At 67.4% G+C, this 24,644-nt stretch carries 19 protein-coding genes and 3 rRNA genes; 12 read left to right on the forward strand and 10 right to left on the reverse strand.

Going from position 1 to position 24,644, the window contains the following annotated elements; translation table 11 throughout:
• Positions 1 to 9: 9 nt before the first annotated feature.
• A complete protein-coding gene (locus MRBLWS13_RS00290) occupies positions 10 to 606 on the reverse strand; it encodes a hypothetical protein (protein WP_349427101.1) in 597 nt (198 codons plus the stop codon).
• Between the two features lie 79 nt (positions 607 to 685).
• A complete protein-coding gene (locus tag MRBLWS13_RS00295) occupies positions 686 to 1,303 on the reverse strand; it encodes a DNA-binding protein (RefSeq protein WP_349427102.1) in 618 nt (205 codons plus the stop codon).
• Positions 1,304 to 1,492: 189 nt separating this feature from the next.
• On the opposite strand from MRBLWS13_RS00295, the gene tyrS reads away from it, so the two are divergent.
• The 8 genes from tyrS (at position 1,493) to MRBLWS13_RS00335 (ending at position 12,095) form a co-directional block, all read left to right on the forward strand.
• Complete coding sequence (tyrS, locus tag MRBLWS13_RS00300) at positions 1,493 to 2,794, forward strand: tyrosine--tRNA ligase (RefSeq protein ID WP_349427104.1); 1,302 nt, start codon at positions 1,493 to 1,495, stop codon at positions 2,792 to 2,794.
• A gap of 42 nt (positions 2,795 to 2,836) precedes the next feature.
• Positions 2,837 to 3,685 (forward strand): DUF4184 family protein, encoded by an 849-nt coding sequence (locus MRBLWS13_RS00305; RefSeq protein ID WP_349427105.1) that lies wholly within the window; start codon positions 2,837 to 2,839, stop codon positions 3,683 to 3,685.
• A gap of 476 nt (positions 3,686 to 4,161) precedes the next feature.
• Positions 4,162 to 5,684 (forward strand): 16S ribosomal RNA (locus MRBLWS13_RS00310).
• Positions 5,685 to 6,135: 451 nt separating this feature from the next.
• Positions 6,136 to 9,240, forward strand: a 23S ribosomal RNA gene (locus MRBLWS13_RS00315).
• Positions 9,241 to 9,345: 105 nt separating this feature from the next.
• Positions 9,346 to 9,462, forward strand: a 5S ribosomal RNA gene (gene rrf, locus MRBLWS13_RS00320).
• The 16S, 23S and 5S rRNA genes sit together here, the layout of an rRNA operon.
• Before the next feature lie 79 nt (positions 9,463 to 9,541).
• Positions 9,542 to 10,618 carry a succinyl-diaminopimelate desuccinylase gene (gene dapE, locus MRBLWS13_RS00325; protein ID WP_349427106.1) on the forward strand — a complete coding sequence of 359 codons (1,077 nt, stop codon included), beginning with the start codon at positions 9,542 to 9,544 and terminating at the stop codon, positions 10,616 to 10,618.
• A complete protein-coding gene (locus MRBLWS13_RS00330; RefSeq protein WP_349427107.1) occupies positions 10,600 to 11,826 on the forward strand; it encodes a hypothetical protein in 1,227 nt (408 codons plus the stop codon). Before dapE ends, MRBLWS13_RS00330 begins: the two co-directional genes overlap by 19 nt.
• 95 nt (positions 11,827 to 11,921) lie before the next feature.
• The gene (locus MRBLWS13_RS00335) at positions 11,922 to 12,095 is read left to right on the forward strand and encodes a DUF3117 domain-containing protein (RefSeq protein WP_019179788.1); all 174 of its coding nucleotides are present in this window, start codon (positions 11,922 to 11,924) and stop codon (positions 12,093 to 12,095) included.
• A gap of 60 nt (positions 12,096 to 12,155) precedes the next feature.
• Here MRBLWS13_RS00335 and MRBLWS13_RS00340 read toward each other — a convergent pair whose 3' ends face one another.
• Positions 12,156 to 12,791 (reverse strand): class I SAM-dependent methyltransferase, encoded by a 636-nt coding sequence (locus tag MRBLWS13_RS00340; protein ID WP_349427108.1) that lies wholly within the window; start codon positions 12,789 to 12,791, stop codon positions 12,156 to 12,158.
• A 73-nt stretch (positions 12,792 to 12,864) separates the two neighbouring features.
• Between MRBLWS13_RS00340 and MRBLWS13_RS00345 the strand changes: the two genes are divergently transcribed.
• Positions 12,865 to 13,248, forward strand: a complete 384-nt coding sequence (locus MRBLWS13_RS00345; protein WP_349427109.1) for a Sec-independent protein translocase TatB — start codon at positions 12,865 to 12,867, stop codon at positions 13,246 to 13,248.
• Positions 13,249 to 13,261: 13 nt separating this feature from the next.
• Here MRBLWS13_RS00345 and MRBLWS13_RS00350 read toward each other — a convergent pair whose 3' ends face one another.
• From MRBLWS13_RS00350 to MRBLWS13_RS00360, 3 genes are read right to left on the reverse strand one after another with little or no spacing between them, the layout of a single operon-like run.
• Positions 13,262 to 14,416 carry an Mrp/NBP35 family ATP-binding protein gene (locus tag MRBLWS13_RS00350; protein ID WP_349427110.1) on the reverse strand — a complete coding sequence of 385 codons (1,155 nt, stop codon included), beginning with the start codon at positions 14,414 to 14,416 and terminating at the stop codon, positions 13,262 to 13,264.
• On the reverse strand, positions 14,413 to 14,940 hold the full coding sequence (locus MRBLWS13_RS00355) for a DUF1003 domain-containing protein (protein WP_349427111.1): 528 nt from the start codon (positions 14,938 to 14,940) through the stop codon (positions 14,413 to 14,415). Before MRBLWS13_RS00355 ends, MRBLWS13_RS00350 begins: the two co-directional genes overlap by 4 nt.
• Positions 14,940 to 16,271, reverse strand: coding sequence for a CBS domain-containing protein (locus tag MRBLWS13_RS00360; RefSeq protein ID WP_349427112.1), 1,332 nt, complete (start codon positions 16,269 to 16,271; stop codon positions 14,940 to 14,942). Before MRBLWS13_RS00360 ends, MRBLWS13_RS00355 begins: the two co-directional genes overlap by 1 nt.
• A 40-nt stretch (positions 16,272 to 16,311) precedes the next feature.
• On the opposite strand from MRBLWS13_RS00360, the gene MRBLWS13_RS00365 reads away from it, so the two are divergent.
• Both MRBLWS13_RS00365 and MRBLWS13_RS00370 read left to right on the forward strand, forming a co-directional pair.
• Positions 16,312 to 17,112: a general stress protein gene (locus MRBLWS13_RS00365; RefSeq protein WP_349427113.1), complete on the forward strand. Its 801-nt coding sequence runs from the start codon at positions 16,312 to 16,314 to the stop codon at positions 17,110 to 17,112.
• Positions 17,109 to 17,807 carry an alpha/beta family hydrolase gene (locus MRBLWS13_RS00370; RefSeq protein ID WP_349427114.1) on the forward strand — a complete coding sequence of 233 codons (699 nt, stop codon included), beginning with the start codon at positions 17,109 to 17,111 and terminating at the stop codon, positions 17,805 to 17,807. The genes MRBLWS13_RS00365 and MRBLWS13_RS00370 overlap by 4 nt, the downstream gene beginning before the upstream one ends.
• On the opposite strand, the gene MRBLWS13_RS00375 is transcribed toward MRBLWS13_RS00370, so the two are convergent.
• A complete protein-coding gene (locus MRBLWS13_RS00375; protein WP_349427115.1) occupies positions 17,783 to 18,982 on the reverse strand; it encodes a citrate/2-methylcitrate synthase in 1,200 nt (399 codons plus the stop codon). The genes MRBLWS13_RS00370 and MRBLWS13_RS00375 overlap by 25 nt on opposite strands.
• A 113-nt stretch (positions 18,983 to 19,095) precedes the next feature.
• Here MRBLWS13_RS00375 and MRBLWS13_RS00380 point away from each other — a divergent pair, with 113 nt between their 5' ends.
• On the forward strand, positions 19,096 to 20,241 hold the full coding sequence (locus MRBLWS13_RS00380) for a citrate/2-methylcitrate synthase (RefSeq protein ID WP_349427117.1): 1,146 nt from the start codon (positions 19,096 to 19,098) through the stop codon (positions 20,239 to 20,241).
• A 36-nt stretch (positions 20,242 to 20,277) separates the two neighbouring features.
• Here MRBLWS13_RS00380 and MRBLWS13_RS00385 read toward each other — a convergent pair whose 3' ends face one another.
• The 3 genes from MRBLWS13_RS00385 to MRBLWS13_RS00395 are packed head-to-tail and all read right to left on the reverse strand — an operon-like array spanning position 20,278 to position 24,599.
• Positions 20,278 to 22,098, reverse strand: a complete 1,821-nt coding sequence (locus MRBLWS13_RS00385) for a gamma-glutamyltransferase (RefSeq protein WP_349427118.1) — start codon at positions 22,096 to 22,098, stop codon at positions 20,278 to 20,280.
• 4 nt (positions 22,099 to 22,102) lie between these two features.
• Positions 22,103 to 23,536 (reverse strand): aminopeptidase P family protein, encoded by a 1,434-nt coding sequence (locus tag MRBLWS13_RS00390; protein ID WP_349427119.1) that lies wholly within the window; start codon positions 23,534 to 23,536, stop codon positions 22,103 to 22,105.
• Between the two features lie 40 nt (positions 23,537 to 23,576).
• The gene (locus MRBLWS13_RS00395) at positions 23,577 to 24,599 is read right to left on the reverse strand and encodes an endonuclease/exonuclease/phosphatase family protein (RefSeq protein WP_349427120.1); all 1,023 of its coding nucleotides are present in this window, start codon (positions 24,597 to 24,599) and stop codon (positions 23,577 to 23,579) included.
• Positions 24,600 to 24,644 lie beyond the last annotated feature (45 nt).

Raw genomic sequence — 24,644 nt, forward strand, 5'->3', positions numbered from 1 at the left:
GGCCGGCGATCACCAGATCGCGAGGCGGACGAGCGCGCCGACCACGCACGCCCACACCAGGCTCGCGAGGGTTCCGATGATGAACCGCTCCCGTGCCTCGGCGCTGGCGAGCTCGGAGAACCGGCCGATGCCCTTCAGCGCCACCACCACAGCGATCGCCTCGGGGAACCCGGCGATGATCCCGAGCGTGACCGCGACGCGTTCGAGGTAGCCGATGGTGGTGCCGCCGCGCATCACCTCGCGGACGGCGCCTTCGCCGGCGACCGCTCCCGGCAGGGACGGGGCACGCAAGAGGATGCCGCCGTTGTCGCCCTCTTCCACGCGGCCGTGGCTGGCGACGTCGAGAATGCGACGCGTGATGGGGTTGCCGCCGAGGACCGCCAGGGTGGTTCCGAGCAGTGCGATGCCCAGCCCGAGGAGCAGCGGCACGTCGACGGGCGAGACCGTCACCGCCAGCAGGCACAGCACGACGAGGACGCCCGCGACGATGAGCGGGACGTCGGTCGGGCGGCGCAGGCTGACGACCACCAGCACGAGCGCTGCGCACAGAGCGACGAACAGGAAGATCGAGAGCGCGGCGGTCAGCACGACGTCGGGGAGGACCATGGCGTCAGTCTGGCACGAGCCCCGGACGGCGCCCGGGTGCGGCATCCCGTACGCGCGAAGCCGGTCGTCGCCGTCGCGCTCACTCGCGTTCGGGCGGCGAGACGGTGCGCGCCCCGTCGTCCAGGCGCGCGAGCACGCGTGCCAGTGCGGGGACGGCGGCCTCCTCGACGCGCAGCGCCGCTGCCTTGGCGCGCAGGCTGATCGCGCCCTCCGAGACGCCCAGGCGTGCGGCGGCGTCGCGCTGGGTGAGTCCGTCGGCGAGCAGGTCGTAGACCTCCCAGCCCTCCGGCGTGCGGCGGTCGCGCAGCTCGATGAGAAGGCGGACGAGCGCTTCGGCGTCCTCTCCGCCCGCGGGTGCGGTGACGGCCAGCCGGGTCGGTGTCTTCTTGGCGCGATCGACAGCGTCCCTCGCGTTGATGAAGGCCTCCCCGCGTGCCGCCCGGACGCTCTGCGGGAGCGGCGACTCGACCGCACCGACACCGACGCCGACGGTCCATTCGCCGGCCCTCGTCAGCTCGAGAACGATCGACAGAGCCGCCGAGGCGTCGGCGACGGCGACCTGCAGCTCGTCGCCGGCCGTGCGCTCGGGCGGCAGTGCGAGCCCTCCGCTCCCGTGGCGCGTGACGACGGCGAGAGCGGACGGGACGGCGTCGGCGTTGACACGGCTGGCGCGCTGATCGGCGGTGAGGACGTACATCGCTTTCCTTTAGTCCAGGAGATTGAGTAGTGGCAAGTTTAGCATCGAAGCTATATGTAGCCAGCCTCTAGGCTAAAGCAATGTCGACTTCAGCTAGATAGCTATAGCGATTTCGCAACGTAGCCGCCTGGGCAGCACTCATCCCGCCCACGCACGGGCCGCCGCATCTGCGCTGATAGCCTGGCTCGCGTGTCTGAAACCCTCGTGAGCGCGACCGCGCCTGCGATCGACCCGGCGTTCGAGAACGTGTGGGACGAGATCGTATGGCGTGGACTCGTGCATGTGTCCACCGATCAGGAGGCGTTGCGCGCCCTTCTCGCCGGGGACCCGATCACGTATTACTGCGGCTTCGACCCGACTGCGCCGAGTCTGCACCTCGGCAACCTCGTGCAGCTTCTGACGATGCGCCGCCTGCAGCTCGCGGGCCACAGGCCGCTGGGCCTCGTGGGCGGATCGACCGGCCTCATCGGCGACCCGCGCCCCTCGGCCGAGCGCACGCTCAACACCAAGGAGACCGTGAACGAGTGGGTCGGGTACCTGCAGTCGCAGGTCGAGCGATTCCTCAGCTTCGAGGGTGATAACGCCGCACGCATCGTCAACAACCTCGACTGGACGGCGCCCATGAGCGCCATCGACTTCCTGCGCGATATCGGCAAGCACTACCGCGTCGGCACGATGCTCAAGAAGGAGGCGGTCGCCGCGCGCCTGAACTCCGAGGCGGGCATCAGCTACACCGAGTTCAGCTACCAGATCCTGCAGGGCATGGACTACCTGGAGCTCTACCGCCAGTTCGGGTGCGTCCTGCAGACCGGCGGCAGCGATCAGTGGGGCAATCTCACCAGCGGCACCGACCTCATCCACCGCGTGGAGGGAGCATCGGTGCACGCCATCGGCACCCCGTTGATCACCAACAGCGACGGCACGAAGTTCGGCAAGAGCGAGGGCAACGCCATCTGGCTCGATGCCGCGATGTGCAGTCCGTACCGCATGTACCAGTTCTGGCTCAACACCGACGACGCCGACGTGGTGCAACGCCTCAAGATCTTCACGTTCCTCACGCGGGCCGAGATCGAGGAGTACGAGAGGCTCGTCGCCGAGGAGCCGTTCCGTCGCGCCGCGCAGAAGCGCCTGGCGCTGGAGGTCACCACCCTCGTGCACGGGACGGATGCCGCGGCGGCGGTGATCGCGGCATCCGAGGCGCTCTTCGGCCAGGGCGACCTCGATGCGCTCGATGCGACGACGCTGCGCCACGCGCTCGAGGAGCTGCCGAACGCGGCCGTGCCGGCAGGGGCCACCGTGTTGCAGGCGCTCGTCGACACGGGACTGGTCGCGAGCCTGTCGGAGGGTCGGCGGGCGATCGCGCAGGGTGGGGTCTCGCTGGACGGTGTGAAGATCGAGGACGACGCCGCGACGGTGACGGGTGCGCTGCCCGGCGGAGTCTCCGTGCTCCGGCGCGGCAAGAAGACGCTCGCGGGCCTCTTCGTCGGCTGACGCGGCGCGGTGAGCAGCGCGACGCCGGCGACAGGGTGACGGATGCCGTTCACCCCGAGCCACGCTGTCGTCGCGCTGCCGTTCCTCCGCTCGCCGCTGGTGCCCGCCGCGATCGCGATCGGCGCGATGGCGCCGGATCTGCCGCTGTTCGTCCGAGGACTCCCGCTTCACTACGGCCGCACGCACGCGTTCGGGTGGCTGCCGGCGACGGTCCTTCTCGCGCTCGTCCTGCTGCTCGCCTGGCGGTGCGTTCTGCGGCCCGCCGCGCGTGAGCTGTCGCCGCGATGGCTCGCCGCGCGGCTGCCGGGGGAGTGGGATGCCGGCGCCGGCGCCGCGTGGCGAGAGACGTTCGCGATCGCTCCGCCCGGCGGGCGGCGTGTGCCGTGGACCGGGATGCTGGTGCTGGTCGTCTCGCTGCTCATCGGCGTCGTGAGTCACATCGTGTGGGACCTGTTCACGCACGAGGGCCGGTGGGGCACGATTGCGATCCCCGCGCTCGCGGCGGACTGGGGAGCGCTGCCCGGCTACAAGTGGCTGCAGCACGGGTCGAGCGTGGCCGGTCTCGCGATCATCGGCGTGTGGATGCTGGTGTGGCTGGGCCGACGACCGGCCGCGGCATCCGTTCCGCGCGTTCTGGCCGATGCCGTGCTCTGGGCGTGGTGGGTCTCGCTGCCCGTCGTGCTCGCGGTGGCCTGGGCGTGGGGCCTCGCGGTGCACGGTCCGCTCGACGCCGAGTTCACCGCCGCGCATCTCGCGTACCGGGTGCTTCCGCCGGCGTGCGCGGTGTGGGGTGCGTCGACGGTGGTCGTGTGCATCGTGATCCAGGTGCTGCGCCGGCGCACGGTCTCGAAGGGTGTTCACAGTGAGAACCGCGGAATCACGGGGCTCTAGACCGACGACACGCCCGGGATGTGGAGTGGATTCGACGGCGGGGGCGGTTCGGCGTAATGTTCTTGTTGTTCGCCCCAAAGGGTAGAGCGGAAGGCCGGAAGGCCTGGCTCCCCTCAAGCAGTGAACGACCTCCACTCCTGAAGATCCGCTTCACGGATCGTCCGCTTGCGGACAGGTGTGGAACCTCGTTCGAGGAGATCCGGTCGATTTGACGGGATCGCTTCGGCGAGATAAGATAGTGAAGTTGCCCAGCGGCGAAGGTTGAGAGACCGGAACGTTGGTGCGTCCGATCTTTGAGAACTCAACAGCGTGCACTTGTCAAATGCCAATTTTTGTATCCTCGCTGACCATTTGTTTGGTTGGTGGGGGTCCTTTTTGGATCAATTCATGGATGTCAGTTTGATATTCGTTTTTGGTCATGGTTGAACTCGCTGCTTCTTGTCCCTTTTTCCGGGGTGGGTTTGCAGTATTCATTTTTTATGGAGAGTTTGATCCTGGCTCAGGATGAACGCTGGCGGCGTGCTTAACACATGCAAGTCGAACGGTGAAGCCCCGCTTGCGGGGTGGATCAGTGGCGAACGGGTGAGTAACACGTGAGCAACCTGCCCCTGACTCTGGGATAAGCGCTGGAAACGGCGTCTAATACTGGATACGAACCGCAGCCGCATGGCTCGTGGTTGGAAAGATTTTTTGGTTGGGGATGGGCTCGCGGCCTATCAGCTTGTTGGTGAGGTAATGGCTCACCAAGGCGTCGACGGGTAGCCGGCCTGAGAGGGTGACCGGCCACACTGGGACTGAGACACGGCCCAGACTCCTACGGGAGGCAGCAGTGGGGAATATTGCACAATGGGCGAAAGCCTGATGCAGCAACGCCGCGTGAGGGACGACGGCCTTCGGGTTGTAAACCTCTTTTAGCAAGGAAGAAGCGAAAGTGACGGTACTTGCAGAAAAAGCGCCGGCTAACTACGTGCCAGCAGCCGCGGTAATACGTAGGGCGCAAGCGTTATCCGGAATTATTGGGCGTAAAGAGCTCGTAGGCGGTTTGTCGCGTCTGCTGTGAAATCCCGAGGCTCAACCTCGGGCCTGCAGTGGGTACGGGCAGACTAGAGTGCGGTAGGGGAGATTGGAATTCCTGGTGTAGCGGTGGAATGCGCAGATATCAGGAGGAACACCGATGGCGAAGGCAGATCTCTGGGCCGTAACTGACGCTGAGGAGCGAAAGGGTGGGGAGCAAACAGGCTTAGATACCCTGGTAGTCCACCCCGTAAACGTTGGGAACTAGTTGTGGGGTCCTTTCCACGGATTCCGTGACGCAGCTAACGCATTAAGTTCCCCGCCTGGGGAGTACGGCCGCAAGGCTAAAACTCAAAGGAATTGACGGGGACCCGCACAAGCGGCGGAGCATGCGGATTAATTCGATGCAACGCGAAGAACCTTACCAAGGCTTGACATACACGAGAACACCCTAGAAATAGGGGACTCTTTGGACACTCGTGAACAGGTGGTGCATGGTTGTCGTCAGCTCGTGTCGTGAGATGTTGGGTTAAGTCCCGCAACGAGCGCAACCCTCGTTCTATGTTGCCAGCACGTAATGGTGGGAACTCATGGGATACTGCCGGGGTCAACTCGGAGGAAGGTGGGGATGACGTCAAATCATCATGCCCCTTATGTCTTGGGCTTCACGCATGCTACAATGGCCGGTACAAAGGGCTGCAATACCGTGAGGTGGAGCGAATCCCAAAAAGCCGGTCCCAGTTCGGATTGAGGTCTGCAACTCGACCTCATGAAGTCGGAGTCGCTAGTAATCGCAGATCAGCAACGCTGCGGTGAATACGTTCCCGGGTCTTGTACACACCGCCCGTCAAGTCATGAAAGTCGGTAACACCTGAAGCCGGTGGCCCAACCCTTGTGGAGGGAGCCGTCGAAGGTGGGATCGGTAATTAGGACTAAGTCGTAACAAGGTAGCCGTACCGGAAGGTGCGGCTGGATCACCTCCTTTCTAAGGAGCACCTGAATCCTCTTCGGGGGGTTCCAGGACCCAGTACCACACCGACTGTGTGTGGCTGGGGCTCAGGGTGGAACATTTGACATGGCATCAGCGCAGCTGGTTCCTACTAGTACGCCGCGTCTCTTCGGGGGTGTGGTTGGAGGGTGGGGGTTGGTGAGCGGGGTGCCTGCACGCTGTTGGGTCCTGAGGGACCGGACGTTGCTGCTGTGATCTTTCCTTTTGGGGAGGGTTGTGGTGGTGGGTTTGACTCTCTGGGCTTCCTGGTTGCCGGCTGTTGCTGGTGGGTGGGGGGTACCGCCCGTACTTTGAGAACTACACAGTGGACGCGAGCATCTTTTGGATCGGCCTTCGGGCTGGTTCATATTGATGATCTTAAAGATCATTAGTCAATTTCAGCCTGGACTTTATTGTCTGGGTTCGATTCTTGATGAAACTCATGTGATTTCAAGTCTTTAAGAGCAAACGGTGGATGCCTTGGCATCTGGAGCCGAAGAAGGACGTAGCAATCTGCGATAAGCCTCGGGGAACTGATAAGCAAGTTTTGATCCGAGGGTGTCCGAATGGGGAAACCCCGCCAGGGCGCGTGCGTACCTGGTGACTCCCGCCTGAATATATAGGGCGGGTAGAGGGAACGTGGGGAAGTGAAACATCTCAGTACCCACAGGAAGAGAAAACAACAGTGATTCCGTGAGTAGTGGCGAGCGAAATCGGATCAGGCTAAACCTTATGTGTGTGATATCCGGCAGGAGTTGCATGTGAGGGGTCGTGGGACTTTCCGGATCATTCTGCCGAGTGGTCGACGTGACAGAAGCGTATAGACGAACCGTCTTGAAAGGCGGGCCAGAGTGGGTGCCAGCCCCGTAGTCGAAATGCGTGTTCTGACGTGGAGAGTATCCCAAGTATCACGGGGCCCGAGAAATCCCGTGTGAATCTGTCAGGACCACCTGATAAGCCTAAATACTCCCAGATGACCGATAGCGGACAAGTACCGTGAGGGAAAGGTGAAAAGTACCCCGGGAGGGGAGTGAAATAGTACCTGAAACCGTTTGCTTACAAACCGTTGGAGCCTCCTTAGTAGGGGTGACAGCGTGCCTTTTGAAGAATGAGCCTGCGAGTTAGCGATATGTGGCGAGGTTAACCCGGGTGGGGTAGCCGTAGCGAAAGCGAGTCTGAATAGGGCGATTCAGTCGCATGTCCTAGACCCGAAGCGAAGTGATCTATCCATGGCCAGGCTGAAGCGACGGTAAGACGTCGTGGAGGGCCGAACCCACTTAGGTTGAAAACTGAGGGGATGAGCTGTGGATAGGGGTGAAAGGCCAATCAAACTTCGTGATAGCTGGTTCTCTCCGAAATGCATTTAGGTGCAGCGTTGCGTGTTTCTTGCCGGAGGTAGAGCTACTGGATGGCCGATGGGCCCTACAAGGTTACTGACGTCAGCCAAACTCCGAATGCCGGTAAGTGAGAGCGCAGCAGTGAGACTGTGGGGGATAAGCTTCATAGTCGAGAGGGAAACAACCCAGACCACCATCTAAGGTCCCTAAGCGCGTGCTAAGTGGGAAAGGATGTGGAGTTGCTTAGACAACCAGGAGGTTGGCTTAGAAGCAGCCACCCTTGAAAGAGTGCGTAATAGCTCACTGGTCAAGTGATTCCGCGCCGACAATGTAACGGGGCTCAAGCACGCCACCGAAGTTGTGGCATTGACATTATTGGTAGGCCTTCGTGGTCCAGCCGTGTTGATGGGTAGGAGAGCGTCGTGTGGCGAGTGAAGCGGCGGGGTGACCCAGCCGTGGACGCCACACGAGTGAGAATGCAGGCATGAGTAGCGAAAGACGTGTGAGAAACACGTCCTCCGAAAGACCAAGGGTTCCAGGGTCAAGCTAATCTTCCCTGGGTAAGTCGGGACCTAAGGCGAGGCCGACAGGCGTAGTCGATGGACAACGGGTTGATATTCCCGTACCGGCGAAGAACCGCCCAAACTAACCCAGTAGTGCTAAGTGTCTGAATCCCATTGACGGATCCCTTCGGGGTGATGCTGTGGGCCTAGCGCACGACCCCATTCTGGTGCGGTTAGCGTATTAACAGGTGTGACGCAGGAAGGTAGCCCATCCCGGGCGATGGTTGTCCCGGGGCAAGTGCGTAGGCCGAGTGGTAGGCAAATCCGCCACTCATGACGGCTGAGACACGATGCGGATGAAAAGTGGGTGATCCTATGCTGCCAAGAAAAGCATCGACGCGAGGTTCTAGCCGCCCGTACCCCAAACCGACTCAGGTGGTCAGGTAGAGAATACCAAGGAGATCGAGAGAATCGTGGTTAAGGAACTCGGCAAAATGCCCCCGTAACTTCGGGAGAAGGGGGGCCATCCACTTATATGAGCTTGCCTCAAAAAGGGTGTGGTGGCCGCAGAGACTAGTGGGTAGCGACTGTTTACTAAAAACACAGGTCCGTGCCAAGTCGCAAGACGATGTATACGGACTGACGCCTGCCCGGTGCTGGAAGGTTAAGAGGACCGGTTAGCCGCAAGGCGAAGCTGAGAATTTAAGCCCCAGTAAACGGCGGTGGTAACTATAACCATCCTAAGGTAGCGAAATTCCTTGTCGGGTAAGTTCCGACCTGCACGAATGGCGTAACGACTTCCCAACTGTCTCAACCGCGAACTCGGCGAAATTGCATTACGAGTAAAGATGCTCGTTACGCGCAGCAGGACGGAAAGACCCCGTGACCTTTACTACAGCTTGGTATTGGTGTTCGGTGTGGCTTGTGTAGGATAGGTGGGAGACTGTGAAGCGGATACGCCAGTATTCGTGGAGTCATTGTTGAAATACCACTCTGGTCACTCTGGATATCTAACTTCGAACCGTAATCCGGTTCAGGGACAGTGCCTGGTGGGTAGTTTAACTGGGGCGGTTGCCTCCCAAAAAGTAACGGAGGCGCCCAAAGGTTCCCTCAACCTGGTTGGCAATCAGGTGGCGAGTGTAAGTGCACAAGGGAGCTTGACTGTGAGACTGACAGGTCGAGCAGGGACGAAAGTCGGGACTAGTGATCCGGCAGTGGCTTGTGGAAGCGCTGTCGCTCAACGGATAAAAGGTACCTCGGGGATAACAGGCTGATCTTGCCCAAGAGTCCATATCGACGGCATGGTTTGGCACCTCGATGTCGGCTCGTCGCATCCTGGGGCTGGAGTAGGTCCCAAGGGTTGGGCTGTTCGCCCATTAAAGCGGTACGCGAGCTGGGTTTAGAACGTCGTGAGACAGTTCGGTCCCTATCCGCTGCGCGCGTAGGAAGTTTGAGAGGATCTGACCCTAGTACGAGAGGACCGGGTTGGACGAACCTCTGGTGTGCCAGTTGTACTGCCAAGTGCACCGCTGGTTAGCTACGTTCGGGATGGATAACCGCTGAAAGCATCTAAGCGGGAAGCCGGCCTCAAGATGAGACTTCCATACCTTCGGGTGAGAGGCTCCCAGCCAGACTACTGGGTTGATAGGCCAGATGTGGAAGCGCAGCAATGCGTGCAGCTGACTGGTACTAATAAGCCGATGACTTGATAACACACCGTTCATGGTGCTTGCGTCCACTGAGTGGTTCCCGATGTACGGTCGGGAACACAACAAAACATTGCTTTTCACGTTGTGAAGACTGAAACATCAAGAGAGTTTCGGCGGCCATAGCGAGAGGGAAACGCCCGGTCACATTCCGAACCCGGAAGCTAAGCCTCTCAGCGCCGATGGTACTGCAGGGGGGACCCTGTGGGAGAGTAGGACACCGCCGGACACCCATTCACGCAATGGCCACCCCTGATGGGGTGGCCATTGCGCGTTAAGGGCATCATTCGCCTCGGTAGACTCGGGGGATGCCCGCGCTCGATCTGTCGCTTTCCTCTGCTGAACTCACTCGCATCATCTGCGACACTCCGAGCGAATCGGGCGAGGAGAAACTCCTCGCCGATGCGATCTTCGCGGAGATCTCGGCACTCGATCACCTCGAGGTGTATCGCGACGGCGACACGATCGTCGCCCGTACGAACCTCGGTCGCGCGCAGCGCGTCGTGATCGCCGGGCACATCGACACCGTCCCGATCAACCGCAACGTCCCGACGAAGGACGTCGAGATCGAGGGGCAGCCCTTCATCTGGGGCCGTGGCACCGTCGACATGAAGGCGGGCGTCGCTGTCCAGCTCAAGCTCGCCGCCGAGCTGATCGCTCCCCGAGTCGACATCACCTGGATGTGGTATGACCACGAAGAGGTCGACGCCGACCTCAACGGGCTCACCCGATTGGCGCGCACGCGCCCCGACCTCTTCGCCGGCGACTTCGCGATCCTCGGCGAACCGTCGAACGGCGAGGTCGAGGGCGGCTGCAACGGCAACCTCCGTGCGATCGTGCGCACGCACGGCGTTCGCGCCCACAGCGCGCGGGCCTGGATCGGCGAGAATGCGATCCACAAGGCGGCGCCCGTCCTCGGCAGGCTCGCCGAGTACGAGCCGCGCGATGTCGCGGTCGAGGGGCTCGTGTACCGTGAGGGCCTCAATGCCGTCCGCATCAGGGGTGGCGTCGCCGGCAACGTGATCCCCGACCTCTGCGAGGTGGAGGTCAACTACCGCTTCGCTCCGAGCCGCGATGCGGCTGAGGCCGAGGCGCACGTGCGCGAGGTGTTCTCCGGCTTCGAGGTCGACGTCGTCGATGTGGCGGCCGGCGCGCGACCCGGCCTCGACGCTCCGCTGGCGCAGGAGTTCCTCGCCGCGGTCTGCGCCGAACCGCGTCCGAAGTACGGATGGACCGATGTGGCCCGCTTCAGCGCGCTGGGCGTGCCGGCCGTGAACTATGGCCCAGGAGACCCGCACCTCGCCCACCACGATGAGGAGCGGGTGCCGGTGGCTCAGATCGAGGCGGTCGAGCAGGGCCTGCGGGCGTGGCTGGCGACCAACTGACCGCCGATCCCGCGCCCCGGCGCTCGAGGGGCCGCATAGCTCTGCGGGTGGCGGCGATCTACCTGGGCGCGCGCCTGATCACCACGCTGTTCCTGTTCCTTGCGGCCGAGTTGTCAGGTTTCCAGAGCCGGATGGGTGCGGATGCGGGTGTCGGAGACACTGTCGTCGCGTGGGATGGCACGTGGTACTGGCTGGTGGCGATCTCGGGCTACCCGAGCTCGCTCCCGCTGAGCGATTCCGGGCAGGTGGCCGAGAACGCATGGGCGTTCCTCCCGCTGTACCCCTACCTCGCGCATGCGGTCGCCTTGCCCTTCGGCGGGCAGTGGGGGACGGGCGCCGTGATCGTGTCGCTCATCGCGGGGTACGGTGCATCCCTCGCCCTCTACAGTCTGCTGCGGATCCGCCTCGATGAGGTGGCGACGCTGTGGGCGGTGGCGTTCTTCGCCAGCGGGCCGATCGCGGCGCTGTTCCAGATCGGCTATGCCGAGTCGCTCAACCTCTTCTGGCTGTTCTGCGCGCTCTGGTGCGTGGTGCGGCGTCGTTACGGCTGGCTGTATCCGCTCATTCCGCTGATGGCGTTCACGCGCCCCGGCGTGCTGGCGTTCTCGCTGTTTCTGGCGCTCTTCGGCATCTGGAGGTGGTTCCACAGGACGAGGGAACCCCTGCGCGGCGCCGAGATCACCCACATCATCGCGCTGGGCCTGCTCGCCGCCGTCGCAGGCTTCGCGTGGCAGTTCATCGCCGGCTGGGTGACCGGTGACCCTGACGCCTACCTCGCGACCGAGCTCGCCTGGCGTCGCAACTGGGTGCCGGGAGACCCGTCCTTCGCACCCTTCGAGCCCTTCTTCGCCGGGGTGTCGTTCTGGTTCGAGACGATCTGGCGCCTGCCTCTCGCCCTCGGCTACGCTCTCGCCGGCGCCGGCGTGCTGCTGATGGGCGCTGCCCTCGCCTTCCTGCCGCAGGTGCGCCGGCTGGGCGTCGAGATCCGGCTGTGGAGCGCGAGCTATCTCGTGTACCTGCTGCTCGTGTTCTTCCCGCAGTCGAGCATCTTCCGGCTGCTCGTGCCGCTCTCCCCGTTGTGGGGCGCCTTCGCCGTGCCGCGGTCGCGCGTCTGGCGCGTCGGGGTGCTCCTGGTGTGCCTGATCGGGCAGTGGTGGTGGATCTACAACATGTACGCACTCGGCAACAGCACCTGGCAGGTGCCATGACGCGACATGCCGGATGCCGCTTTCCCCAGGCGTGCCCGGGGCCCGTGCCCTCACGATAAACTTGACCTGCAGACCATCGATGAAAAGGAGCCGCAATGGCAGCCATGAAGCCGAGAACCGGAGACGGGCCGATGGAGGCCGTGAAGGAGGGTCGACTCATCATCGTGCGCGTGCCGCTCGAAGGAGGCGGTCGCCTGGTCGTCTCGGTGAACGACGCTGAGGCCAAGGAGCTCTACGACGTACTGGGTGGCGTCGTCAACGCCGCGTAGTGGCACGTTGCGCGAATGGCCGGTCCCGACGGGACCGGCCATTCGCGTTTTGCTGAGATGTCAGGTGAGGGCGATGGTGGTGAGCTGCAGCAGCCCCTCGCCCGTGATCGACAGCGCTCCGATCACGGCGGGCGATGCCTGTGTCTCCTGGATGAGCGAGCGGTAGGCGGTAGTCACCGGGTCCCGGCGGACCGGGTCGGCGACGCCGCCGCCGGCGAGGACGCGGGGGACCAGCACGGTGCCACCGGCGCGCACCAGGCGAAGGCCGTGTTCGACGTACTCGATCACGCCATCGGGATCGGCGTCCACGAGCACGATGTCGTAGGACGCCTCGTTCATGCGGGGCAGCACCTCTGCGGCGCGGCCGGTGATGAATCTGGCGCGGGCCGGAGGGATCCGCGCCTCGGCGAAGGCCTGACGCGCGGCGCCGAGGTGCTCCGGCTCCTTGTCGATGGTGGTGAGGGTGGCACGCGGCGAACCGTGTAGCAGCCAGAGACCGGAGACCCCCGCGCCCGTGCCGATCTCGACGATGTTGAGCGCCTGGGACGCGGCGGCGATGACGGCGCACTGCGCGCCGATGGCGGGACTGATCGGCGCGGCGCCGAGTTCGAGCGCGTGCGCCCGAGCTCGCGCGATGTGCTCCGGCTCGCTCGTCGCCTCATCGACGAACCGCTGGTTCGCATTCTGCTCTCCCATCGGCATCCCTCCGTCCGCCAGCCTACGCGGCCCCGCGGCGCTGACCGCTCAGGCACGGCGGTAATCTGAAGGCATGATCTTCGGCCTCACGATCGAGAAGCTTCTGCTGATCGGACTCGTCGCGGCACTCATCCTCGGACCCGAGCGTCTGCCGCGGTATGCGGAGTCCCTCGCGGGACTGACGAAGCGGGCGCGGGAGTGGGTGACAACCGCGCGCACGCGTGTGCGCGACGAGATGGGCGAGGACTTCGACGACGTCGACTGGCGCACTCTCGATCCGCGCCAGTACGACCCCCGACGCATCATCCGCGAGGCTCTGCTGGACGATGCGCCGGTTGCCGGTGTCGCCGCCGCGGCGCAGGCCGCACCCGCACCGACGCCCCCGACCACACCGGTGGCGTCGCCCTTCCGCGGTCCGGCAGGTGGGCCGACGCCCTATGACACCGAGGCGACCTGACGCCGAGCGGGCGTCACCGCGGACGGAACGGGAGCGAGCGTCCTGACAGACCCCGCGGCGTGCGCGCCAGTTCCGAGGCGATGCGGGCGATGACCTCGGATGCCGGATCACCGGGGTGCGCGAGGACGGCCGGGATGCCGGCATCCGCGTCCGCCCGCAGCGTCGGGCTGAGCGGCACCGAGCCGAGGAGCGCAACCTCTGCATCGGGCTGAGACAGCGCCGTGGCGACCGCGGCGCCGCCTCCGGCGCCGAATAGATCGAGCGTCGTGCCGTCGGGGAGAGTCAGGGCTGACATGTTCTCGATCACGCCGATGACCCGCTGGCCCGTCTGACGCGCCACCAGGCCGCTCCGCACAGCGACATCCGAGGCGGCGGTCTGCGGCGTGGTCACGACGAGCACCTCGGCGTTGGGCAGCAGCTGGCCGACCGAGATCGCGACGTCGCCGGTGCCCGGCGGCATGTCGAGCAGGAGCACATCGAGATCGCCGAAGTACACATCGGTGAGGAACTGCACCACCGTGCGGTGCAGCATCGGCCCGCGCCACGCGACGGCGCCGACCGGGCTGTCACCGTCCCGCCCGCGCAGGAACATCCCGATCGAGATCACCTTCACGCCGTGCGCGACGGGCGGCAGCATGAGGTCGTCGACGCGCGTGGGCTGCGGCACGCTGCCGTCGGCCGCCACGAGACCCAGCTGACCGGGGATCGAGAAGCCGTGCACGTCGGCGTCGACCAGCCCGACGGCCAGGCCACGCTCAGCGAGCGCGACGGCGAGGTTCGCGGTCACGGTGGACTTGCCGACACCGCCCTTGCCGCTGGTGACCGCGATGACACGCGTGAGCGTACCGGGGCCGAACGGCATCTCCCGGGCACGGTCGCCGCGGAGACGCTCGGTGAGCGCGTGCCGCTCGGCCGGGGTCATCACGCCCACGTCGAGGGCGACATCCGTGATGCCCGGAACGGATGCCGCGGCCGCGCGCACGTCCGAGGCGATGCGGTCGGCAGCCGGGCACCCGACGATGGTCAGGGCGATCGCGACGTGCGCGACGCCGTCTTGCACGGAGATATCGCGGACCATGTCGAGCTCGCCGATCGGACGGCGCAGCTCCGGATCCGAGACAGCGCCGACGGCGGTGCGGACGGCGTCCGCGTCCGTGGAGACGCTCATCTCGTGGCGCCCTCGTCGACCTCGGGGCTGTTGTCGAGCTTCTCGAGCAGGGCGCGCAGCTCGGTGCGGAGCACCTCGCGTGTCACGACCTGGTCGGCGAAGTCGTTGACAGCCATGCGCAGCGCCACCACCTCGCGTGCGAGGTACTCCGTGTCGGCGAGGTTGCGCTCGGCGCGCTGCCGGTCCTGCTCGATCTGGACCCGGTCGCGGTCGTCCTGCCGATTCTGCGCCAACAGGATCAGGGGCGCCGCATACGACGCCTGCAGGGACAGGATCAGCGTCAGCAGCGTGAAGTTTGTCGCGGACGGGTCGAACTGCAGCTGCGGGGGCATGAAGATGTTCCACGCCAGCCACAGGGCCACGAAGACGGTCATGCCGATGAGGAAGCCCGACGTGCCCATCGCGCGGGCGAACGCCTCGGAGAATCGTCCGAACCGGTCGCTCGACGGCTGCGGGCTGCGCTGCAGCATGCCCGAGCGGCCGCGGGGTGCGTCGAGTGACGGCTGGCGGTTGCTGCGTGCCATCAGCGCCTCCTGCCGGTGCTCTTGGGCGTGCCGAAGGTCAGCGTGCTCGCTGTGGTCGTCGGCACGGACTCGGACGCCGGGCGTCGTTCGTCATCCTCCGCATCGTGAGATCGCCAGTCCTCGGGCAGCAGGTAGTCGAGCACGTCGTCGACGCTGACAGCCCCGACCAGCCGGTGAGCGGGATCCACGACGGGAAGCGAGACGAGGTTGTACGACGCGAGGAGCCGGGCCACCTCGGCAGCCGATGCGGTGGCGGGCACGGGGTCGAGCGTGTCGTCGATGATCGCACCGAGGCGCTCGTGCGGCGGGTAGCGCAGCATCCGCTGGAAGTGCACGGTGCCCAGCAGTCTTCCCGTCGGCGTCTCGTAGGGCGGCAGCGTCACGAAGACCGCGGCCGCCAGTGCAGGGTGCAGCTCGTGGCGCCGGATGAGGGCGAGTGCCTCGGCGATGGTCGCGTCGGCGGACAGCACGATCGGCTCGCTCGTCATCAGACCGCCCGCGGTGTCGGGGCCGTACTTCAGCAGCGCGCGGACGTCCTCCGCCTCCTCGGGCTGCATGAGCTCCAGCAGCTCCTCGCGCTGGTCCTCGGGCAATTGGCCCAGCACGTCGGCGGCATCATCGGGTTCCATGGCATCGAGGATGTCGGCGGCGCGCTCGTCGTCGAGCGCCTCGAGGATGTGCACCTGCTCGTCCTCGGGCATCTCTTCCAGCGCGTCGGCGAGTCGATCGTCGGGGAGCTCTTCGACGACCTCGAGAAGCCGATCCTCGGGGAGGTCGAGCAGTGTGTTCGCCAGGTCGGCGGGGCGCAGCTCGGAGTAGGTCGCGACCAGCTGTTCCGCCGACTGGGCCTCGCCCGGCACCTGGCTCTCGCGCACCGCGTCCCAGTTGGCGAAAGTCGTCGGCCCCTTGGCGAAGGGCGAGGCGCTCGTCTTCGGCTTGCGCAGGAAGAGCTGTCCGACATCCCACTCGCCCAGGCGGTTGCGCTCGATGGCGACGTCTTCGATCACGGCCGTGCCGGAGCCGTCGGCGAAGAACACCTTGCGGCCGAGCATCTCGGCCATCACGCGCACCTCGCCGCCGCGCTGCTGGAAGCGGCGCACGTTGATGAGGCCGGTGGTGATGACCTGGCCGGTGGCGATGGAGGTGACGCGTCCGATCGAGACGAAGACATGGCGACGCCCGGGGATCTCCACGACGAGCCCGATCACGCGGGGCGGATCATCTTTTCGATAAATGACGACGACGTCGCGGACCTTGCCGAGACGGTCGCCGGCGGGGTCGAAGACCGAGCACCCGGAAAGGCGCGCGACGAAAACCCTCTGCGTGCTCACACGTCCCAGCGTAGTCCGCGTGCCATGGGAGGATGGGGAGATGACCATGATGGGAGGGCGCTCTCCGCAGGGTTCCGACGCGGTCGGCCAGACCGTGGCGAGCTTCCCGACGTACGAGGCTGCGCAGAAGGCGGTGTCCTCGCTGATCGCGGCCGACATCCCGGCGCGCGACATCGCGATCGTGGGTCAGGGGCTCCGTTCGATCGAGCGGATCACGGGTCGCCTCGGCTACGCGTCGGCGGCGCGTTCCGGTGCCGTGAATGGGCTCCTCCTCGGACTGCTGTTCTCCGCGATCCTGGTGATCGGATCCCCGTCCGTGCCCATACAGGCCTTCGTCGGTGTGCTGTTCGTGGGCATCGCGATCGGCATGCTGCTGAGCATCGTCACGTACTCGTTCGTGCGCCGCCGCCGCGACTACGCGTCGGTGATGCAGGTCGTCGCCGACCACTACGAGGTCACCGTGACCGACAACAGCGTGCATCGCGCACGTCAGGTGCTCGGCCCCCAGACCGGAGTGACGCCGGCCGCGCCTGCGGCGTCAGCCGCTCCGACGTCGCCCACCGCGCCTGCTGCGCCCGCTCCCCCGGCGGGGGCCGCGGAGCCACCGAGGTACGGCGAGCGGGTCGTGCCGAACACGGATGCCGCGCGGCAGGAGCCGCAGCCGTCGGCGCCCGAGCAGCCCGCCGCAGATGCCCTCGGCGGTGAACCGACGGAGGTCTCCGGTGAACCGGCGGACGCCGCCGATGCGGACGGCGCCGTCGCAGACCCGGCAGACGGCTCCGAGCGGGACGCCGTCGACGCGACGAAGGAATCGCGCGCCGGCGACAGCGAACGCGCATGAGCGCAGGCGGGGATTCCTCGCGGATCGCCGTCGCGCTCCCGAACGCAAGCGCCGACGTCTCGATCGACCTCGTGGCGCCGGCAGCGCCCTGGGCGTTCGCCGGCCTCGCGCACGGTGCCGGCGCCGGCTACCGGCATCCGTTCCTGACCGGGTTCGCCGACGCGCTCGCGCGCGCGGGCGTCGCCACGCTGCGCTTCAACTTCCCCTACGTCGAAGCGGGACGACGGATGCCGGGTCCCGCGGCTCACGCCGTCGCGACGTGGGCGGCGATGCATGCCGCCCTGGTGAAGAGTGCGGACGGGGCACCAGTCTTCGCGATGGGCAAGTCGTACGGCGGGCGCATGGCGTCGATGGCCGCTGCGGAAGGCGTGATCGATCCGTCGGGGCTGGTCTACCTCGGTTACCCGCTCCATCCGCCGGGGAGCCCCGACAAAGCCCGCACCGCGCACCTGCCCGATGTGCCGCAGCCGCAGCTGTTCGTCGAGGGCACCAACGATCCCTTCATCGATCCCCATGGCCAGCTGGACGCGGCGATCGCCACGTGCCGCCGGGCCGAGATCGCGTGGATCGAGGGCGGCGGCCACTCCTTCGAGGTCAAGGGCCAGAAACGCCCGCCGGCCGAGATCGCCGCCGACCTCGTCCCTCGGGTCGTCGCGTGGATGCGCAGGATTCACTCCGGGGCAGGACCCACGTAGCGGCCCCGGGGCCGCAGGCGCATCGGGCGCTCGTCGTACTCGTCGATCGCGTGGGTGATCCAGCCGGCGATGCGGCCGACCGCGAAGACGACGGCGCCGGCATCCTCGGGCATCTGCGCCCAGAGCACGAGCGCGGCCAGCGCCAGATCGAGGTTCGGTCGTGCGTCGGCGCGACGTGCCACTTCACCGGCGACCGCGTCGACAGCCGCCATGACGTCGGCGCTGCCGGGCGCCTCCCGCAGCAGCTCCAGCAGAACGGCAGCCCGCATGTCTCCGCCGGCATACAACGCCTGGCCGAACCCGGGGATGCCGCGCCCGCCGTCGCGCACCGCACGGGCGATCGCCGAGGGCGCCGGATCGCCCTCGGACACGGCGCGCAGCATGCGGACGGCGGCGCGGCTCGCCGTGCCGTGCAATGGCGCGTCGAAGGCACCCAGCGCGGCCGTGACGACGGCGTAGCCGGATGCCCGCGCCGAGGCCGCGACGCGCGCGGCGAGCGTCGAGACCGCGAGGTCGTGATCGATCACGAGGATGAGCGCGGCATCGAGCAGGCGGCGGCCGTGCGGGTCGTCGGACGCGGCCAGCGCGCGCCACAGCGTGGAGGCGATCGTGTCGGCGTCGCCCTTCGGCGCGAGCGACGAGGGAACACCCGTGAGCAGTCGCGCACCGACGCGGATGAGCTGTGACGGGTCCGGGTCGTCGCGCAGGGGATCGGTGGCACCCAGTGCCGTGACGGCGACCAGCACGCGATCCAGCGACGAGGTGGTCTCGCCCAGGGCGGCGATCGTACGGCGCGCCACGGCGAGGTCGTCGTCGGAGGGACTCCGCAGCGACGGCACATCCCAGAGCCAGGTGACGACGTCCTCGAACGACTGCTCGCGTGCGAGGCGCGCGGCCGACCGCTCCCGGTAGTGCAGCCGGTCGTCGTCGATGTGGGCAAGGCTCGTGTCGAGCACCATGAGGGGAGTCCCCGCCACGGCGGTTCCCGGCGCCGCGGCGGGCGAACGGCGGCGCCGTCGCGCGAACGCCTCGACCTCGAGCGGATCGAACGACGAGCCGGCGGCGTCCCGCTCGCGCGAGAGGAGCCCTCGCGACACGTAGGCGTACAGCGACTCCGGTTTGACGCCCAGGCGCGCGGCCGCTTCCACAGCGGTGAGGCGGGGAAGGTCGCCCATGATGTTGATCCGATCAAGATTGACGAAAGCGTGATCAAGTTCCGACACTGACTGTAGCGGTATTCGCCCGTCTGACATCCCGGACGGGCTGCCGGGAACGACAAGGAGCCGACATGAGCACGACGACACAGTCCGCCACGAGGGACCTCCCGCGAGGTCTCGCCGGCGTCATCGTGGCCGAGACGACCGTGAGCGATGTTCGCGGCGCCGAGGGCTTCTACCAATATCGGGACCGCTCGGCGATCGAGCTTGCGGCGTCGGCGACGTTCGAGGACGCGTGGCAGCTGCTGGTGACGGGCGAGCCGGCGACGGGCGCTTCCCGAGCAGCCTTCGCCGCCCGTGTCGCCGCCTCGGCGGAGCGGCGGGGCGACATCGAGGCGGTCATCGACGCGGTCGCATCCGCGACGCCCGACGTGCTCGCCGGCCTCGCTGCGGCATGGCCGCTGCTCGGCGTGCGGCGCCGCATCCGCCCGCTCTACGACCTCGACGAGGACCAGCGCCTCGACGACGCGATCGCATTCGGCGCGTCGACGCCCGTGATCGTCGGCGCGCTGTGGCGACGGGGCCGCGGGGAGGCCGTGCTGCCCGCGCTCGACGGCCGCGGCGTCGTCGCGAACTACCTGCACCAGGTGACCGGCACCGAGCCCGACGACCAGACCGAGCGCGCGCTCACGGCCTATCTGATCGCCGTCATGGACCACGGATTCAACGCGTCGACGTTCACCGCGCGGGTCATCGCCTCGACGGGAGCGGATGCCGCCGCTTGTCTGGTCGGCGCACTCGGCGCCCTGACCGGACCGCTGCACGGCGGTGCACCGTCGCGCGCGCTCGACGGGCTGGACGACGTGGCAAGCGCCGAGCGCATCGAGCCGTGGATCCGCGGGGAGCTCGCGGCCGGGCGCCGGCTGATGGGCTTCGGCCATGCCGTGTACCGCACGGCGGATCCACGGGCTGAGCTGATGAAGCGCGTCGCCCTGCGCACCGGCGGTCCGCGCGTCGAGCTCGCGGCGCGATTCCAGGAGACGGCCGAACGGCTGCTCGCCGAGGCCAAGCCCGGCCGCGAACTGCACGCGAACGTGGAGTTCTGGGCAGCGCTGGTCATGGAGCGATGCGGGCTGCCGCGATCGATGTTCACGCCGACCTTCGCGGTCGCCCGCACCATCGGGTGGACGGCGCACATCCTCGAGCAGGCGCGGGACCCGAAGATCATCCGGCCGTCGGCGCGCTACGTCGGTCCGCAGGTGCGGGCGGCCGCCTGACCCCAGACCGGTGGCGGCGATGCGCCGGTTCCGGGCCTACCGACCGGCGGCGTACCCCTGCATGCCGCGAGGATTGGCGGCGCCCCAGACGACGCCGGTGGCGGCATCGCGTCCCACCGCCGAGACCCTGCCGAGAGCCCAGTCGCCCGCGCGCGTCACGACGTGTCCCCGGCGCTCGAGGCCTTCGATCAGGGCATCGCCCAGGCGGTTCTCGACGACGGCGCCGGCCGGCGTCCACGTGCGCGGCCAGAAAGACTCGGGCAGAGACGTCGTGTGCAGCGCGGGCGCGTCGATCGCCTGCTGCGGCGAGTAGCCGCCGACGATGATCCGCAGGAGCGCCAGCAGCTGCCACTGATCCTGCTGGTCGCCGCCGGGGGAGCCGATCGCGAACTCCGGCACGCCGCCGCGCAGGACGAGCGTCGGCGTGAGCGTGGTGCGCGGCCGCCGTCCCGGCGCGAGCGAGGACGGGTACCCGGGCTCGAGCCAGGTCATCTGCAGGCGCGTGCCGAGACAGAACCCGAGCGAGGGGATCGCCGGCGATGACTGCAGCCAGCCGCCCGACGGGGTCGCCGAGACGATGTTGCCCCAGCGGTCGATGACGTCGAGATGACACGTGTCGCCCCGTGTCTCACCGGACGACGACACCCTCGGCTCGGCGGGCGCGACGGTCGGCTCGCCGGTGCCGAGCGCCGGAGCGTCGTACGTCGTGCGCAGCGGTGGGCGGAACGCCGTGCGCCCGGGCAGCGAGCCCGGCCGGAACTGCACCGAGGCGGTCTCGGTGATCAGCGAGCGCCGCGCGTCGAGGTACTCGGCGGACAGCAGCGCGTCGAGGTCGACGTCGTCATCGCCGAACCAGCCATCGCGGTCGGCGTAGGCGAGCTTCTGCGCCTCGAGGATCGTGTGCGCGCCGGCCTCCTGCGACGGATCGAGAAGGTCATCGGCGAGGGGCTCGAGCAGACCGAGCGTCTGCAGGAGCGCCGGCCCCTGCGTCCAGGCGCCGGCCTTCGCGATCGTGCGCCCGCGGAACTCCCGCGTCACAGCCGGCTCGTAGCCGGCGTCGAAGCCGGCGAAGTCGTCGGCCGTGATGACGCCCGCGTGTGCGCCGCCGTCCGAGTGCCGATGCGGCCGCGCGAGGAACGCCGACGCCTCGTGCGCCACGATCCCGGTCTTCCACTCCCGCCGTGCGGCGTCGATGCGGGCGGCGCGGCCCACCGGACCGTCGTCGCGCACGGTGCACGACGCGTGCACCAGCCCGTCGAGGACGGCGGCGTACGCCGGATTGCGCATGACCTGCCCGGCGGCGGGCGGCTGTCCGTCCGGCATCCACAACTCGGCCGAGGTCGTCCAGTCATCTCGGAACAGCTCGGCCACGCGAGCGATGGTCGCGGCGGCGCCCGCCACCAGCGGGTGCCCGTCTCGGGCGTAGCCGATCGCGTACGCGAGCACGTCGGCGAGCTCCCATGTCCCGTGGTCGCGCAGCAGCAGAAGCCAGGCGTCGACGGCGCCGGGCACCGCCGCCGCAAGGCCGCCGGCGCCGGGAACGAGATCGAGGCCTTCGTCGCGATAATGGGCGATCGTCGCACCCGCGGGCGCGGGCCCCTGGCCCATGAGCACCGTCGGGGCGGTGGCGTCCGCGGGCTGGAAGATCGCGACGAGGTCGCCACCGGGGCCGTTGAGGTGCGGTTCGACCACGTGGAGCACGAAGGCCGCGGCGACCGACGCGTCGAACGCGTTGCCGCCGCGCTCCAGCACCGCCTGCGCGGTGGCCGTCGCAAGCCAGTGGGTCGACGCCGACATGCCGAACGTCCCGGTCAGTGTCGGGCGCGTCGTGAACGACGCCGGAGCGGTGTAAGCCACGGGCTCAGCGCCCGCCGGCCGCGATCCAGGCCTCGACCTCGTCCGCGGTCCGCGGGATGGCGGACGACAGGTTGACGGGCCCGTCGTCGGTCATCAGGATGTCGTCCTCGATGCGCACGCCGATGCCGCGGTACTCCTCGGGAACGGTGAGATCGTCGATCTGGAAGTAGAGCCCCGGCTCGATCGTGAAGACCATGCCGGCCTCGAGGATGCCGTCGTAGTACATGTCGCGGCGGGCCTGCGCGCAGTCGTGCACGTCGATGCCCAGGTGGTGGCTCGTGCCGTGCACCATGTAGCGGCGGTGGTGGCCGCCGTTGTCGGCATCCAGCGCTTCCTCGGCCGTCACCGGCAGCAGGCCCCATTCTGCGACCCGTGCCGCGATGACCTGCATGGCGGCCTCATGGACGGAGCGGAACTTCACGCCGGGGCGGGCCGCGGCGAAGGCGGCGTCGGCGGCTTCGCGCACCGTCTCGTAGACCTTGCGCTGCACGTCGGTGAAGCGGCCGCTGACCGGGAGCGTGCGCGTGATGTCGGCGGTGTAGAGGCTGTCGACCTCGACGCCGGCGTCGATCAGGATGAGATCGCCCGGCACCACGGCGCCGTCGTTGCGCGTCCAGTGCAGGTAGCACGCGTGGGGACCGGATGCCGCGATCGTGTCGTAGCCGACCGCGTTGCCGTCGCTGCGGGCGCGCTGCTGGAACACGCCCTCCACGACGCGCTCGCCGCGGGGGTGCTCGACGATGGCAGGGAGGTTCGCGACGATGTCGTCGAAGCCGGACGCGGTCACCTGCACGGCGAGCTCCATCTGCCCGATCTCGTACGCGTCCTTCACGAGCCTCAGCTCCGACACGAACCGCGCGAGGTCGTCGTCCTCGTCGAGGACGACATCGCCGTCGCCGGACTCGAAGTCGTCGATGTGCGCGGTCGCGAGTGCGAGATCCGCAGCGACGCCGGCAAGCGCCGGCCGGGGGCCGATCCAGAACTCGCCGATCGAGGCATCCGAGTAGAACTCGCTCGTCGTGCGGTCGGCGCGCTCGCGGAAGTACAGCGTGACGTCGTGGCCGCCCGACGATCGGGGTTCGAACACCAGCATGGCCCCGGGCTCGGAATCCGACGCCCACCCCGTGAGATGCGAGAACGCCGAGTGCGCCCGGAAGGGGTAGTCGGTGTCGTTGCTGCGCTGCTTCAGCTCACCGGCGGGGATGACCAGGCGCTTGCCGGGGAACGCTGCCGAGACCGCATCGCGGCGCCGCGCCGCGAAAGGCGCCTGCGGGCGCGCCGGGGGCGCGGTGTCGGGGCGCTCGGCCCATCCGGTGGAGATCGTGTCGAGGAAGCCCTGACCGAACGGCTGGCGCCGGTTGGTGCTGGTCGACGGCGGTGTGGCGGTATCCGTGGTGCTCGTGGCGCCGGTGGACTGCTCGCTGGCTGCGCTGCTCATGCGTCCCAGTCTCGCACGCGCGGGCGGCTGCGAGACAGGCTCAGCCGGCCGGCTCGTACTGGACGATCAGCGGGCGATGGTCGGATCCGGAGTCGTCGAGCGACCGCAGCACCAGCGACCCGGATGCGCGCCACTGGGGCGTGGCCATCACGTGATCGATGGGCGCGCCGAGGACGGCCGGCAGGTCGGCCGACCAGGTGCCCAGCGCTCCGTTGCCCGTCTCGACGGCGGCGTCGGTGCAGTGCCCGAGGGTGGCGCCGTCGAGCCCCAGACCCGTCATGTGGTCGACGGTCGCGTTGAAGTCGCCCGCCATGATCACGTTGCTGTCGCCGCACTGGTCCGCCAGCCACTGCAGGTCGTCGCGCCAGCTCTGCATATAGCTCGGTCTCGGCGCGACCGCGTGCACGGCGACCACGATGGGGCCCTCGCCCGAGACGGGCATCGCGACGGCGCTCGGCACGGTGGAGGTGTTGCTGGTGCCGTCGAGGGAGGACTCGATGACCGCGTAGTCGCCCAGGTCGGGCGAGATCAGCAGGGTCGTGGATCCGGCATCCCATTCCGTGGACGGATCCGAGGCGTGGTGCGCCCACATCCGGTGGCCGAGGTCGCGCATCGCGAGCGCGACGCTCTCACCGGTCTCGATGGTGGTCTCGGGCAGGGCCACGATGTCGGCATCCATCGCGACGGCGATCTTCGCGATGGTCTCGGGCGGCGTGGCCGGGCCGGCCGTGTTCCACGTCATCACCCGGACGCTGGCGTCGGTCTTGGCAGGCAGCGGGTCGGTGCCGAGGCCGCCGCGAGCCGACAGGACCGCGACGTTCGCCACCGTCGCGATCCCGGCGACGAGCGCGATCGACAGGGCCAGCGGCCGGATCGGCCGCGCGATGGCGAGAAGCAGCGCGAGCAGGGCGGCCGCGGCGAACGCGAGCGCGAGGATGCCGCGGAACGACACGATCTGGGCGATCGGGTAGATGCGCTCGACACGGAAGAAGCCGGGGAACGTGAGCACCGCTGCGGCGATCGCGCACAGCACGGTCACGAGGATCCCGAGCAGGCGAAGCACGTCCGCGACTCTATGCGAGCAGGCTGGGAGATCCGTCAGCGCACC

Origin of the sequence: Microbacterium sp. LWS13-1.2 (assembly GCF_040144835.1) — a bacterium.
Taxonomy (GTDB): domain Bacteria; phylum Actinomycetota; class Actinomycetes; order Actinomycetales; family Microbacteriaceae; genus Microbacterium.